This is a genomic window from Amycolatopsis sp. cmx-4-83, assembly GCF_046548815.1.
GTDB classification, from domain to species: Bacteria; Actinomycetota; Actinomycetes; order Mycobacteriales; family Pseudonocardiaceae; genus Amycolatopsis; species Amycolatopsis pretoriensis_A.
On the sequence record NZ_JAEBEF010000006.1, the window covers coordinates 75,153 to 88,636 of the forward strand.

The 13,484-nt window shown below is 72.9% G+C and carries 12 protein-coding genes; 5 read left to right on the plus strand and 7 right to left on the minus strand.

Features of this window, described 5'->3' with window-relative positions:
• Positions 1 to 14: 14 nt before the first annotated feature.
• On the plus strand, positions 15 to 1,133 hold the full coding sequence (locus tag ACLJQM_RS19320) for a sensor histidine kinase (RefSeq protein ID WP_410632244.1): 1,119 nt from the start codon (positions 15 to 17) through the stop codon (positions 1,131 to 1,133).
• The gene (locus ACLJQM_RS19325) at positions 1,133 to 1,777 is read left to right on the plus strand and encodes a response regulator (RefSeq protein ID WP_247023814.1); all 645 of its coding nucleotides are present in this window, start codon (positions 1,133 to 1,135) and stop codon (positions 1,775 to 1,777) included. Before ACLJQM_RS19320 ends, ACLJQM_RS19325 begins: the two co-directional genes overlap by 1 nt.
• A 4-nt stretch (positions 1,778 to 1,781) precedes the next feature.
• Here the strand turns inward: ACLJQM_RS19325 and ACLJQM_RS19330 are convergent, their stop codons facing one another.
• From ACLJQM_RS19330 to ACLJQM_RS19340, 3 genes are all read right to left on the minus strand, one after another.
• Entirely contained in the window at positions 1,782 to 2,342 is a 561-nt protein-coding gene (locus tag ACLJQM_RS19330; RefSeq protein ID WP_360780492.1) for a PadR family transcriptional regulator, read from the minus strand.
• Between the two features lie 6 nt (positions 2,343 to 2,348).
• Complete coding sequence (locus ACLJQM_RS19335) at positions 2,349 to 2,738, minus strand: nuclear transport factor 2 family protein (RefSeq protein ID WP_360780495.1); 390 nt, start codon at positions 2,736 to 2,738, stop codon at positions 2,349 to 2,351.
• Between the two features lie 243 nt (positions 2,739 to 2,981).
• A complete protein-coding gene (locus ACLJQM_RS19340) occupies positions 2,982 to 3,725 on the minus strand; it encodes an SDR family oxidoreductase (protein ID WP_410632245.1) in 744 nt (247 codons plus the stop codon).
• Between the two features lie 99 nt (positions 3,726 to 3,824).
• On the opposite strand from ACLJQM_RS19340, the gene ACLJQM_RS19345 reads away from it, so the two are divergent.
• Entirely contained in the window at positions 3,825 to 4,685 is an 861-nt protein-coding gene (locus ACLJQM_RS19345; RefSeq protein WP_410632246.1) for an RNA polymerase sigma-70 factor, read from the plus strand.
• A 4-nt stretch (positions 4,686 to 4,689) separates the two neighbouring features.
• On the opposite strand, the gene fadD8 is transcribed toward ACLJQM_RS19345, so the two are convergent.
• Entirely contained in the window at positions 4,690 to 6,294 is a 1,605-nt protein-coding gene (gene fadD8, locus ACLJQM_RS19350; RefSeq protein ID WP_360780504.1) for a fatty-acid--CoA ligase FadD8, read from the minus strand.
• A gap of 127 nt (positions 6,295 to 6,421) precedes the next feature.
• Complete coding sequence (locus ACLJQM_RS19355) at positions 6,422 to 7,807, minus strand: alpha/beta hydrolase domain-containing protein (protein ID WP_410632247.1); 1,386 nt, start codon at positions 7,805 to 7,807, stop codon at positions 6,422 to 6,424.
• A gap of 320 nt (positions 7,808 to 8,127) precedes the next feature.
• Between ACLJQM_RS19355 and ACLJQM_RS19360 the strand changes: the two genes are divergently transcribed.
• Positions 8,128 to 9,414, plus strand: coding sequence for a sigma-70 family RNA polymerase sigma factor (locus ACLJQM_RS19360; RefSeq protein WP_410632248.1), 1,287 nt, complete (start codon positions 8,128 to 8,130; stop codon positions 9,412 to 9,414).
• A 32-nt stretch (positions 9,415 to 9,446) separates the two neighbouring features.
• On the opposite strand, the gene ACLJQM_RS19365 is transcribed toward ACLJQM_RS19360, so the two are convergent.
• Together ACLJQM_RS19365 and ACLJQM_RS19370 are read right to left on the minus strand one after the other, a co-directional pair.
• Complete coding sequence (locus ACLJQM_RS19365; protein ID WP_410632249.1) at positions 9,447 to 11,744, minus strand: PQQ-dependent sugar dehydrogenase; 2,298 nt, start codon at positions 11,742 to 11,744, stop codon at positions 9,447 to 9,449.
• 130 nt (positions 11,745 to 11,874) lie between these two features.
• The gene (locus ACLJQM_RS19370) at positions 11,875 to 12,504 is read right to left on the minus strand and encodes a TetR/AcrR family transcriptional regulator (RefSeq protein WP_410632250.1); all 630 of its coding nucleotides are present in this window, start codon (positions 12,502 to 12,504) and stop codon (positions 11,875 to 11,877) included.
• A 75-nt stretch (positions 12,505 to 12,579) separates the two neighbouring features.
• Between ACLJQM_RS19370 and ACLJQM_RS19375 the strand changes: the two genes are divergently transcribed.
• Complete coding sequence (locus ACLJQM_RS19375; protein WP_247023803.1) at positions 12,580 to 13,440, plus strand: NAD(P)H-binding protein; 861 nt, start codon at positions 12,580 to 12,582, stop codon at positions 13,438 to 13,440.
• Positions 13,441 to 13,484 lie beyond the last annotated feature (44 nt).

The window sequence follows — 13,484 nt, forward strand, 5'->3', positions numbered from 1 at the left end:
CTAACCTGGGCACGATGAGGCGAGCGCTGGTGTGGTGGGACGGGCGCGCCCTCCTGCTCGCGCTCGACGTCGCCGTGGCCGCCGCCATCATCGCGGTCACCCTCGCCGGCGGTGACCCGCGTGACCCGCACCCGGCGCTCTACGTGCCGGCGGTGGTCGTCTCGGGGCTCGCGCTGCTCGTGCGGCGGCGCTGGCCGTTCCTGGTGCTGCTGGTCGCGGTCGCCTGCATGCCGGCCGGGGTGACGCTGCTGCCGCTGATGGTGGCGCAGTACTCGGTCGCCGTCCGGTACGGCGTGAGCGTCGTGACCGGGCTGGCGGTCGTCATCGCCGGGATCGCCGGGAACGTCGTGCCGGTGCTGCGGGCGCCGGCGAACTTCACTCTGCTGGTGCTCGTGCTGGGCTTCTTCGTGCTCGGCCCGGCGCTGGCCGGCCTGTGGATGCACCAGCGCGCCGCCCTGCTGGCCGTGCTGCGGGAGCGGGCCGACGAAGCCGAGCGCACCCGCACACTGCTGGCCGACCAGGCGGTCTTCGCCGAGCGGCGGCGGATCGCGCGGGAGATGCACGACGTCGTCGCCCACCGCGTGACGGCCGTCGCGCTGCAGGCCGGCGCGCTGTCGCTGCGGGCGCCGGACGAGAAGACCGAGCAGGCCGCCGAGACGATCCGGGCCACCAGCGCGTCCGCGCTCGACGAGCTGCGGGACATCCTGCGCGTGCTGCGCGACGACGCCGTCGAGGTGCCGGGCGCCGGGGTGCTCGCGTCGCTGGAAGACCTGGTGGAAGAGGTCACCGCGACCGGTGCGCGGGTCGAGCTGGCGCTGCCCGACCCGCTGCCCGTGGTGCCGGACCAGGTCGGCCGCGCCGTCTACCGGGTCGTGCAGGAAGCGCTGACCAACGCGGGCAAGCACGCGCCGCACGCGGCGGTCGACGTCCGGCTGGACGTCACCGGTGACCGGCTCGCGGTGGAGGTGACCAACCGGCTCACCCCGCACGGCAGCGCCGTCCCGGGGTCCGGCTACGGGCTGGTCGGCATGCGGGAACGGGTGGAACTGGCGGGCGGCGACCTGCGGACGGGCCCGGCGGGCGACGGCCGGTTCCGGGTGCTGGCCCGGTTCCCGGTGGGAAGGGAAGCATGATGACGGTGAAGGTCGTGCTGCTGGAGGACGAGGAACTCGTCCGCAGCGGCATCCGGATGATCCTCGAGTCGGCCGACGACGTCGAAGTGGTCGCCGAGGACACCGACGGCTCGCGCGCGGTCGAGCTGACCGACCGCCACCGGCCGGACGTCGTGCTCACCGACGTCCAGATGCCGAAGGTCGACGGCCTCGAGGTGGTCAAGCGGCTGGCCGGCCACCCGGCGGCGCCCGCGGTGGTCGTGCTGACGACGTTCGACGTCGACGAGTACGTTTACACGGCGCTGCGCCACGGCGCGGCGGGCTTCCTGCTCAAGGACACCCCGCCCCGCGAGCTGGTGACGGCGGTCCGGGTGGCGGCCCGCGGCGAGGCGATGCTGTCCCCGAAGATCACCAAGCGCCTGCTCGCGGACTTCGCCTCGGGCGGCGGGAGCGTCCAGGCCAGGGCCCGGCTGTCGGTGCTGACACCGCGGGAGCACGACGTCGCCGTCCACATCGGACGCGGCCAGAGCAACGCGGAGATCGCGAAGGCGCTCGTGGTGAGCGAGTCGACGATCAAAGTCCACATCGGACGCATCATGGCCAAGCTCGCGGCGGCGAACCGCACCCAGGTGGCGATCCTGGTCCACGACGCCGGCTTGAGCTGACGCGCTAGGTGCCGGCCGCGCGGCGCCGCAGGATCTTCAGGGACTGCTCGCACCACCGCAGGTTCTCGCGCTCGAACGCCAGCCCGCGCATCAGCGTCAGGTACGGCCCGATCCGCTCCGCCTCGGCGAGGTAGTCGTCTTCGAAGCGGCCGTCCAGCAGCCGCGCGCGGAGCCGCTCGTAGCGGGCGATCTTGGCTTCCGCGCGGGCCATCCGCTCCTCGAGCGCGGCCTGCACCGCCGCCTCGTCGCCCTCGTCCACCGCCTGCACCTGGACCATGAGTTCGTCGCGGATCACGCCCGGGCGGGGCGGGCGCGCGGTGAACTCGCGCAACGCCCGGCGCCCGGCCTCGGTCAGCGAGAACAGGCGCTTGTCCGGACGGCGTTCCTGGTGCACGAGCCGGGCCGCGACCAGGCCGCCGGTCGCCATCCGGTCGAGTTCGCGGTAGAGCTGCTGTGGGGTCGCCGCCCAGAAGTTCGCCACCGAGGCGTCGAAACCCTTCGCCAGGTCGTAGCCCGACGCCTCGCCTTCGAGCAGCGCCGCCATCAGGGCGTGACGCAGTGCCATACTCACTTAGTTGAGTGCTTCGCGCTGAATCTGCTCGAACTGCGCCGCCATCGCCTCGGCCAGTGCCTGCGCCGCCGACAGTGGGCGGACCATCACCGTGAACTCGTCGATCAGACCGTCGGCGTCGAGGTGCAGGAAGTCGCAGCCCTCGACCCGCACGTCCCCGATCCGGGCTTCGAAGACGAGCGCGTGGTCCCGGCCCTCGTCGCCGCTCAGCTCGCGCACGTAACGGAAATCTTCGAAGACGCGCAGGACACCCCGCAGGATCGCGGCGGTGATCGCCTTGCCGGGGTAGGGCTTGAACGCCACCGGGCTGCGGAACACGACGTTCTCCGCGAGCGTCGCGGCCATGGCCTCGGGATCACGGGCCTCGACGGCCTTGCGGAAGCTGCTCATGCGCCACCTCACCTAGTCAATTAGTTGAGTAAAGCGTAGCAGCATGGTCATCCGTGCAGGCCCGCGCGCGGACGTGCACCCTCACCGCGCCACCACCCAGGGGCCGTACTACTTCGACGCCGACAAGATCCGCAGCGACGACAAGCAGGGGATGAAACTGCGGCTGTCCCTGCGGGTGCAGGACAGCGAGACGTGCAAGCCGATCCCGCACGGGTGGCACCGCGCCACCCGCGCGGGACCGCGTCACGACCGGGCCAGCCAGGTGCCGAGGGTCGTCTCCGCGAGGTGCGCGCCCGGGCCGGGCAGCAGGTCTTCCGGCCCCGGGACGGCTCCGAAGTACGGCGCCGCCGGGTCGGTGACCACCTCGCGCGGGTCGGAACGCGCGGTCAGCACGCGGCGGACCCACTCGTCGAGGCCGAACACCTCGGGGCCCGCCACCTCGGTGACGCCGCCGACCGGCGTCCCCGCGGCGGTCCGCCCGACGGCGGCCGAGACCTCCGCGGCCGCCATCGGCTGCACGCCCGCGCCGGGCAGCCGGACCACGCCGTCGGTGGTCGAGGTGTCCGCGATGCCGCCGGCGAACTCGAAGAACTGCGTGGCGCGCACGATCGAGAACGGCAGGCCGGCCGCGGTGATCAGCTCCTCCTGCGCGAGCTTGGCGCGGAAGTACCCGACGCCGGGCTGGCGGTCCGTGCCGACCACCGAGAGCGCGACGTAGTGCCCGGCGCCCGCGTCCTTCGCGGCCTCGACGATGTTCCGGGTCGAGGTGGTGAAGAAGGCCATCACGTCGTCGTCGGCGAACGACGGCGAGTTCGACACGTCGACGACGACGTCCGCGCCCCGCAGCACCTCCTTGAGGCCCGCTCCGGTGAGCGTGTTCACGCCGGTGCTCGGCGCGGCGGGCACCGCCTCGTGCCCGTGCCCGGCCAGCCTCGCGACCAGGGCGGTGCCGATCAGACCGGTCCCGCCGATGACGACGACCTTCATGGGGCGTCCTTTCCGTTCCGGCGCGCCCCGGACGGTCCCGGGACGCCGCACACCCGCTACGACAAGACAGCGCGCGGATTTGTGACAGGATTCGGAACCGTGGAGGATCTCGACGACGCCGCCGCCGTGTTCGGCGAGGTGCGGCCGCGGCTGTTCGGCATCGCCTACCGCATGCTCGGCAGCGCCGTCGACGCCGAGGACCTCCTGCAAGATGTCTGGCTGCGCTGGCAGGCGAGCGACCGGGCCGCGGTGCTCAACCCCGCCGCCTACCTCGCCACGACCACCACCCGGCTGGCGATCAACGCCACCAAGACCGCCTACGCGCGCCACGAAACCTACGTCGGCCCGTGGCTGCCGGAGCCGGTCGACACGGCCGCCGACCCGCAGCTGGGTGCCGAACGGGGCGCCGTGCTCGAGCTCGCCGTGCTCCTCCTGCTGGAAAAGCTCACCCCGACCGAGCGCGCGGCCTACGTGCTGCGCGAAGCGTTCGACTACCCGTACCGCGAGATCGCCGACATCGTGCAGACGACGGAAGCCGCGGCCCGCCAGCTGGTCAGCCGGGCGCGCAAGCACCTGGCGGCCGGGCGCCGCACGCCCGCCGGGCTGCCCGAGCAGCGCCGCCTGCTGACCGCGTTCGTCGCCGCGGCCCAGGCCGGCGACCTGGCGGCGCTGGAGCAGCTCTTCGCCGCCGACGTCATCAGCTACTCCGACGGCGGGGGAGCGGCCCGGGCTTCGCGCATCCCGGTACGCGGCGCGACCACGGTGGCGAAGTACGTCCGCGCGTTCGCCACCCGGTTCTGGGCCGGCGTCTCGGTGACGCCGGCGTTCGTCAACGGCGCGCACGCCATGCTGCTCTCGCGGGACGGCGAAGTCTTCACCGTGCTCACCGTCACCGCGTCCGACGAAGGCATCGACCAGGTGCTGTGGATGATGAACCCGGGCAAGCTCGCCGCCGTATAACGCCCTACACGGCGGCGCTGCGGGGCTCGTACTGAGCGCGGAGCGCCTTCTTGTCCGGCTTGCCCAGCCCCGTCATCGGCAGGGAAGCGGCGACGATCACCTGTTTGGGGACGTGCACCGGGCCCTTGCGCTCTCGTACCGCCGCTTGGATCTCGGTGGTGAGACGCTCGATCGCGGCCTCGTCCAGGGCTTCGCGCAGGACGACGACCGCCGTCACGGCCTCGCCCCACTTCTCGTCCGGCGTGCCGATCACGCCGACCTGCGCGACCGCGGGGTGCTCGGCGACGACGTCCTCCACCTCGCGGGGGAACACGTTGAACCCGCCGGTGACGATCATGTCCTTGACCCGGTCGACGATGAACCAGAACCCGTCCTCGTCCTCGCGGGCGACGTCGCCGGTGTGCAGCCAGCCGTCGCGGAAGGTCTCGGCGGTGACTTCCGGCAGGTTCCAGTAGCCGCCGGCCAGCAGCGGCCCGGCAACGCAGATCTCGCCGGGCTCGCCGGGGGCCACCGGGACACCGTCGGGGCCGAGCAGCGCCGTGCGCAGGAAGGCCGACGGCCGCCCGCAGGACGCCAGCCGCGCGTCGTCGTGGTCGCCCTTGGCGAGGTAGCTGATCGCCATCGGGGCTTCGGACTGGCCGTAGTACTGCGCGAAGATCGGCCCGAACCGGTCGATCGCCTCGCGCAGCCGCACCGGGTTGATCGACGCCGCCCCGTAGTAGACCGTCTGCAGCGACGAGAGGTCGCGGGTGCGCGAGTCGGGGTGGTCCATCAGGGCGTAGAGCATGGTCGGCACCAGCATGGTGGCGGTGATCCGCTGCTCTTCGATGACGCGCAGCACTTCGGCGACGTCGAACTTCGGCAGCACGACCAGGGAACCGCCCTTGAGCAGCGTCGGCGCGAAGAACGCCGCGCCGGCGTGGGAAAGCGGGGTGCAGATGAGGAACTTCGGCGCTTCGGGCCACTCCCACTCGGAAAGCTGGATCTGGGTCATCGTGGTCATCGCCCGCGCGGTACCCATGACGCCCTTGGGTTTCCCGGTGGTGCCGCCGGTGTAGGTGATGGACACGACCTGGTCCGGCGGCAGCTCGACCGGCACGAGCGGCCGCGGCTCGAACCCGGCGGCGGCGGCGGTCAGGTCCTTGCCGACGTGGGACAGGGCGTCCGGCACCGGTCCGATGGTGAGCACCCGGGTCAGCCCGGGCACCTTCTCCAGGAGGCCGAGCGCGCGGTCGACGAAGGCGGGCACCGGGTCGATGATCAGCGTGGTGATGCCGGCGTCGGCGAGGATGTAGGCGTGGTCGTCGAGCGAGCCCAGCGGGTGCAGCGCGGTCCGCCGCGAGCCCTGCACCTGCCCGGAGGCGATGACGAGCAGGACTTCGGGCCGGTTCAGCGACAGCAGCGCCACGGGTGCCCCGGTGCCGGCCCCGAGCGCCTCGAAGGCCTGGGCGTACTGGCTGACCTGTTCGGCGGTCCGGCCCCCGGTCAGCGTGGTGTCGCCGAGCACCATCACGGGCTTGTCCCGGTGGCGCTTGAGGGCGGACACGACGAGGTGTCCGAGGTGGTTCGGGTACCGCATCGCCTGCTCGTCCATCGGGCTCCCTTCCACGGCGTCAGACTAGAACACGTTACTGTTTCGGGCAACATCCGACGACGGGGCAAGGTTTGGCGGCTTGCTCACGTGCTGGAACAGGTTTCAGTGCCCGCCCCGCGGTGGCCGGGCGGGCACTGAAGCGTCACGGCACCGGGGCCGCCTGGGCGCGGGCCACGGCCTCGTCACGGTCGGCGCCCAGCAGGTAGCCCGCCCGCAGCGCCCGGTCCGCCGCCGCGGTGAACTTCGCGACGTACGTGGCGTGGTCCGGGTACAGCTGCCGGATCCGCGCCGGTGACAACGGTGTCGTCGTCCCGAGCAGCAGGCAGGCACCCGGGACGTTGCCGCCGCTGTTGTTCGGCGCGTAGGCCGCCAGCGGGGCTTCGAAATCCGGCAGCCGGACGCCGCCGAGGGCGTTCTGATCGGCGTCGCGCACGACGATGACGTTGAGCAGCAGCGAAATCGGCGGCGCGAGTGGCGGGGCGCCGCCACCGCGGGCCCAGCGGTCCAGGTGCGCGAACGCCGCGTTCTCCGCGTACCGGAAGGTCATGCTGTTGACCGGCTTGTCGCACGTCGTCGGCGCGCCGCCGTTGAGGGAGCCGTCCCGCGCGTTGGCGGCGTTGTAGAGGTCGAGCCCGTACTGGTCGGCGTGCGCGGTGCCGGCCACCTCCCAGGTGCGCACCCGTGCCGTGTTCTGGCGGACCGAAGCCGAAGCGACGACGTCGGTTTCGGATTGCAGGACGAACACCGGCACGTCGAGATCGGTGCGGATGCGGGCGGAGAGCGGGCCGAGGGCGCCGTCGCCGATCGGGGCCGCCAGTGCGGCGCGGCCGTGGATCAGGACGCCGTCGTAGGCGTGGCGCACCGGCTGGATCGCGTTGGCGTAGGTGGTCAGGCGCAGTGCCGACTGCGAGTGGCCGGTGGCCAGCACGACCGACGGCGTCCGGCCGCCGAGCAGCCGCGGTGTGGCCCGGACGGCCTGCGCGGCCTGGGAAAACACGTCGTAGGAAAGCGCATCCCCGCTCAGGTCCACGCCGGCGTACCGGCCCGGGTCGAGGCTCTTGAGCTTGTCGGCACCCGCTTTCTGCGTCGTCACGCCGATGTAGGTGTAGCCCTCACGCGTGAAGTGCTCGTAAGACTGCGAGAAGTCGACCGGGATGTCGACGCCGAAGCTGACGTTGAGCCACTCGACCACGACGGTGCCGTTGAAGCGCGCGGGATCCGCCGGCCGCACCACGACCAGCCGCGTGGTGTACGGGGTGCCGGTGCTCACGATCCGGGTGGCCCACCGCCCGTCTTCGGTCCACAGGCCGGTCTGGGCGTACGTGTCGGCCTGGCCGGAAAGAAGGTACTCCTCCTCGACGTACCCGCGCGCGGCGAGGTCGAGGACGCCTTGGGAGCCGCTGACCGGCCAGCCCCGGCCGGCGTTCGCGGGGATCGCCGTCACGGCGGGCGCGCCGGCGCGCGCGGGTGCGGTGAGCACGAGACAGGGCAGGAGCGCGGTCAGCAGGACGAGCAGGGCTCTGCGCATGGGAATCCTTCCTGGTGGTGGCCGCGGCGGGTCGGCTCCGGCTCCCGCCACCGTCCACATCGGACACGAACGCGGTGGCCGGCCCGGCCACCGCCTTCGTCTTCTACTCGCCGGTACGGAAGAGGGCAACGACGGGCCCGGCGGCGGGGGTGGATTCGCCGGGGAAAGCTCAGGGAAGTGACAAATCGAAGGCACCGGTCACTCGGATCCGGAGAAATCCGGGAAGTCCTCCCGGGGCCGCAACCTTGCGCTGGTGTCACTCGTTGCGCGACTATTCGCGGAACGTTCTGCACGTGCAAGCGCACGGGCGAGGGGGTGTGGTGACCGAGGTGGTGCCGGCGGTGGCCGGGACGGTGGACGGCCCGAGCGACGCGGCTTTGATCGAGGCGGTGCGCGGCGGGGACATCGCCGCGTACGGCCGGTTGTACGACCGGCACCTCGGGGCCGCGCGCCGGGTGGCGGCCGCGATCGCGGCCGACGAGGCCGAGCGGGACGACCTGATCGCGGAAGGATTCACCCGCGTACTACGGATTCTGCGCTCCGGCGACGGTCCGGACGAAGATTTCCGGCCGTATTTGCTGACCACCATCCGGAACACGATGATCAGCTGGCGGCGGCGGGACTCGGCGGTCTCGCTCGTCGCCGAGGTGCCGGACGTCGTGCCGGGCGAACGGAGCGACGAGCCGGTGGACAGCCGGCTGCACGCGAGCGTCGCCGCGGATGCGTTCGCGAGCCTGCCCGAACGGTGGCGAACTGTCCTGTGGCGGACCGAAATCGACGGCGAATCGCCCGCGCGGATCGCCGCCGACATCGGGATGACGCCCAACGGCGTCGCCGCGCTGGCCTACCGCGCCCGCGAAGGGTTGCGCCAGGCCTACCTGGACCAGCACGTCCCGGCCGCGCGGCGGCGGAACTGCAAGGTCGTCTCCGGGCAGCTGGCCCGGTACGTGCGCGACGGGATCGGGGACCACAAGGCCCACCGGATCACCAGCCACCTCGACCGCTGCCCCGACTGCCGGGAACTCGCCGGCGGCCTCCGGCTGCTCAACGAAGAACTGCCCGGCGCGATCGCCCCGCTCATCCTGGGCGTCCCGATCGTGTCGCAGTGGTTGTCCGCCACGGGATCGCTCGCCTCGTCCGGTGCCGCGGCGAGCACGTCGGCGTTGTCGTGGGCGACGGCGGCGAAGGTGGCCGCGGCGAGCGCGGCGCTGGTCACGACCGTGACCATCGGCGCCAGCACGTCCGACCTCGCGCCGGCGCCGGGCGCCGACGGTGCGGCTTCGCAGCCGGCGGAAACCCGGCCCGCGGCGGGCGTGCCCGCCGCGGGCAGCGGTTCGCAACCGGCCTCGGCAGCTCAGGTGACGTCGGTGCCGCCGACACCGGGGGAGTCCGGGGAAGCGGCGGCGGGCGAGGAGCAGGCCGAGACCACCGGCGCCGGCGAGACGGCCGCGGACGGCAACCAATCGGCGAACGGCAACCAAGCGGCGAAGGAGTCCAGGCAAGCCGCGAAGGAGTCGAAGCAGGCGTCGAAGGAAGCCGCCAAGGAGTCCGAGCAGGCGGCGAAGGAGTCGAAGAAGGCGGAGAAGACGAAGGAGCCCAAGGGCTGACCCGGCCCCCGCGCGGGGGCCGGGCCACCCGGTCAGCAGGGCTGCAGCAGCCAGCAGAGCCGGAAGTTCGCCTGGTAGGTCGCCCCGGCCGGCGGCGCGACGACGTTCTGCGTGCGCGCCCCGCCGTGCGCCCAGCTCGTGAAGGCGTACTTCAGGTTGAGCGGCGGCAGGTTCTGCGGGCTGTTCGCGCTGATCGAATTCGTCGATCCGGCGATCACCGTGCGGGAGAACGGGGTCCGCTGCTGGGTCCCGCCGACGGTCAGCATCGCCTGGCTCGGGCTCGACGTGAAGTTCAGCGCCACCGTCTTCGGCTGCAGGTCGATCGTCTTGGTCCCGGTGCGGCCGGTCGAGTCCGTCGCGGTCAGCGTCAGCTGCAGGTACGACGGGTACTCGTGGTCCGGTGCGACGAACGACCCCGAAGCCACGCCCGGGAAGTCCTGGACGTTGTGGGTGTGGCAGGTGCCGTTGGCCGCGCAGTGCCGGATCGCGAGCCGCCACGACAGCGCCGAGGGCGGGAGCTGACCGTCCTGGGCGTCGATCGCGCGCCCGGCGAAGGGCACGGTCTGGCCGACCGACCAGGTGAGCGCGGCGTCGGGCGTGTCGATGACCGGCACCGGGTCGAGCCCGGCCGGGTTCCCGATGGTGACGCGGACGGTCGTGGTCGCCGTCGCGCCGTGCGAGTCGGTCACCCGCAGCCCCGCGTCGACCGCCGCCGCAGTGCCGTACGTCCAGGTGGGCCGCGGCGCCGCGGAGTCGTCGTACGCGCCGTCGGCGTCGAGGTCCCAGGCGTAGCTCAGGGTGTCCCCGGCGTCGGGGTCGGCCGAGCCGGTGCCGTCGAACTGAACGGTGAGCGGCGCGGGCCCGCTCGACGGCGTCGCCGTGGCCGCGGCGACCGGCGGCCGGTTGGTGCCGCCGGGGTAGCTGACGCGGCGGAGCTCACCGGCGCCGAGTGCGACGTAGAACAGGTCGCCGCCGGGGCCGGTGAGCACCTGGACCGGCACGTTGGCTCCGGTCACGAACGGCACCAGGCGGCTCGGGCTGGGCTGGCCGCCGGAGGCCTGCATCGCCCAGATGCAGCCGCGGGAGGAATCGGCGAAGAACAGCGCGCCGGCGTACTCGGCGGGGTAGTTGCTGCCGGCTTCGAAGGCGATGCCGCTGATCGAGGAGCCGCCGGTCGGGCACGGGTCGCTCGCGACGACCTTGGCGTTGTGGTTGTAGGCGTAGTACGGCGCGGTCTGGCCGCCCGCCGAGTAGAGCGATTCGCAGCGGTCGAGGTTCGCGCCGTCGTAGCCTGCCTGCCGGGCGGTGCCCTCGAAGCAGGGCCAGCCGAAGTTCTCGGCCACGGCGTCGCCGACGTTCGCGACGCGGTTGATCTCTTCCCACGTGTTCCAGCCGACGTCGCCGGCCCACAGTTCGCTCGTGCCCGGCCGGAAGCCGAACCGGAACTGGTTGCGCGCGCCGTAGGCGATGATGCGGCGAGCGTTGGCGTCGGCGCTGCCCGCGAACGGGTTGCCGGGCAGCCCGGCGCCGGTGTCGGGGTCGATGCGCAGGATCGTGCCGTTGAGCAGCACCGGCTGTCCGGCCGCCCGGCGCGGGGACTGCGAGCGCAGCGCGCCGCCTTCGGCCGACGGCGGCGAGAGGTTCGTGCCGGCGGGGGAGGGCGGGTCGGCGCAGGGGTTCCCGACCTGGCCGTAGTCGGCGAAGTTGAAGCTGGCGCCGTCCCCGCCGCCCGCGTACAGGGCGCCGTCCGGGCCGAAGGCGAGCGAGCCGATCGAGTGGCTGGGGAACTGCTGGCACCAGCCGGTGACCAGCGGCTTCTCGCTGACCGCGGTCCCGGCCGGGCCCATGGTCAGCTGGGAGACGCGGCCGGTGACGACGCAGCCCTGGTCGGTCGCGCCCGGCGGCGTGGGACAGGTGTCGCCCCAGCGCGGCGCGGTGCCGCCCGGCTCGGCGTCGAGGGTGTAGGAGACGTAGACGTACGGCCGGGCGGGGAAGCCCGGGTCGATCGCGAGCCCGAGCAGGCCCCGGTCCCAGAAGTCCTGGGTCGGGGTGCGCAGGTCGGCGAACACGGTCGGGGTCGGGTCGGCGAGGGAGTCGAAGACCTTGACCAGGCCGCTCTTCTCGGCGATGAACACCCGCCCGTCGGGCGCGAACGCCGCGGCGGTCGGCGAGGTCAGGCCGCCGATGGCGACGGTGTCGGCGAACCCGGCCGGCACCGCGGCGGCCGGTGGCGCGGCGGCCACGGCCAAGCCGAGGGCGAGCGGCACGACGACGCCCAAAGCCAAGGCACGTCGGGATCTTCGCGGAAGCGTGGAGCGACGAGAACTCATCACGAACTCCTGGGGTGGCGGGGACCGGACAAGCGCGAACGCTGTCCCCTATGGCGCGAGGAGTCCGAAAGTTGTTACACCGCAGACAAAAGTGTCCACGAATCGCGCAAACCCCCGGAGGGTGAATAACTCACTGCCGCGGCCGGGACAGCCATTCGGCCAGCAGTGCGCGTTCGGCGTCGGTGAGCGGCGCGGGCGCGGCGTCCGGGGTCGGGACGTCGGTCAGGATCCGGTGCGCGACCGCCTCCCACATCGCGTCGGCGAGACCGGGGTCGCGGCCGGTCGGCGGCGCGGCCAGCAGGGCGAGCACCGTGCCGGTGCCGGCGGCGTGGACCAGGTCGACCGCGCGCGGCTCGGGGACGCGCAGGCGGCCGGCCTCCGCGACGCGGCGGATGCGGGCGCGCAACACCGCCAGGCCCGCCTCCGCCGCCGGGGACACGCGGCCGGGGACGACCAGCAGGCCGAACAGGGCCGCGTTGGCGAGGCCGAAGCCGATGTGCGCGTCCCAGCCCGTCCGGAGGTCGGTGACCGGGTCGCCGGTGCCGGCGGTGCCGGACTTCTCGGCGACGTAGGTGGTGAAGACGTGCTCGGCGACCGCGTCGAGCAGCGCGTCCTTGTCCTCGAAGAACCGGTAGAGGGCCGGTGCCTGCTGGCCGGCCGCCTGGGCGACCGCGCGGACGGTCACCGCCGCCGCGCCGTGCTCTTGGAGCAGCCGCGCGGCGGTTTCGACGATCTTCTCGCGGGCTTCCGTCCGGTTCATGGTTTCGATGGTAACGCATATCTGCTATCAATGGTGCTAACGTAGTTACTAACGACGTTAACGAAGGGAAGTACCATGATCGTCATCACCGGGGGCACCGGCAAGCTCGGCTCGCAGGTCGTCGCCCACCTCCTCGACCGGGTTCCGGCCGGCGAAATCGGCGTGAGCGTCCGCGAGCCCGCCCGCGCGGCCGGGCTCGCCGAGCGGGGCGTCCGCGTGCGCCGCGGCGACTTCGCCGACCCGGCCTCGCTGGCCGAGGCGTTCGAGGGCGCGACGCAGGTCCTCGTCGTCTCGACGGACGCGACCGGCGACACGGCCGTCGCGCACCACGCCGCGGCGATCGACGCCGCGCGCGAGGCGGGGGTGAAGCGCGTGCTCTACACGAGCCACCAGGCGGCCGCGGCGGACTCGCTCTTCGCGCCGATGCCTGACCACGCGGCGACCGAACGCCACCTCGCGGCGGCGGGCTCGCCGTTCACCGTGCTCCGCAACGGGTTCTACGCCGCCACCGTCCCGCTGCTGCTCGGGGAGGCGCTGCGGACCGGCGAATTGGTCGCCCCGGCCGACGGCCCGGTGTCGTGGACGGCGCACGCCGACCTCGCCGAGGCGGCGGCCGTCGTCCTGGCCGACGAGGGCCGGTTCGACGGGCCGACGCCGCCGCTGACCGCGCCGGCCGCCCTCGACCTCGGCGACGTCGCCGCCCTGCTCACCGAGCTCACCGGCCGCCCGATCCGGCGCGTGGTGGCCGAGGACGGCGAGTGGGTGGCCGGCTTGACCGGGCACGGTGTCCCGGAGGCGCAGGCGACGCTGCTGCTCGGCATGTTCCACGCGGCTCGCCGGGGCGAATTCGCCGTCACCGGGCCTTCGCTCGAAGAGCTGCTGGGGCGTCCGGCGACGCCGCTCCGGGCGGTCCTGGCCTCGGCGATTTCACTATGAACAGGGTGTATAAACCCTAGCTATACACACTGTGTACAGTGACC